The sequence below is a fragment of the Agaribacillus sp. DX54 genome (assembly GCF_056858335.1).
The window spans coordinates 1-299 of the sequence record NZ_JBXEQE010000156.1 but is presented as its reverse complement, the minus strand read 5'-3'; the positions used below and the strand labels follow the sequence as shown (position 1 = coordinate 299).

General features: G+C 46.2%; 1 protein-coding gene. It reads right to left on the bottom strand.

Annotated features, from left to right (window positions below; translation table 11 throughout):
* Positions 1–299, bottom strand: a 299-nt coding sequence (locus AC04NP_RS30775; protein ID WP_482863969.1) for a condensation domain-containing protein, incomplete at both ends; no start/stop codon positions are given.

Below are 299 nucleotides of genomic sequence, written 5' to 3'. Positions count from 1 at the left end.
ATCAAATGATGATGGTTCAACACTAAATAATAGGCCTTGTTGGCTACATCATCGGCCACCTTTACCTGCAACATCGGCGCTTTTGTCAAATCCATGTACAAATGGTCTGATGCCATCTCCCGCCCTACCTGGGGCAAGACTTTCTGGCTACTATCTATCGATAACGCTTCTATCGGCAGTTCCACTTCCCGTAATACCACCTGTAGATTTTGGGAAAGCCCCGAATTTAAAACACAGGTACGCAGCACATCATGGCGACCGATTACAAAACCTAAGCCCTCTATAAAAGCTGAGCGCTT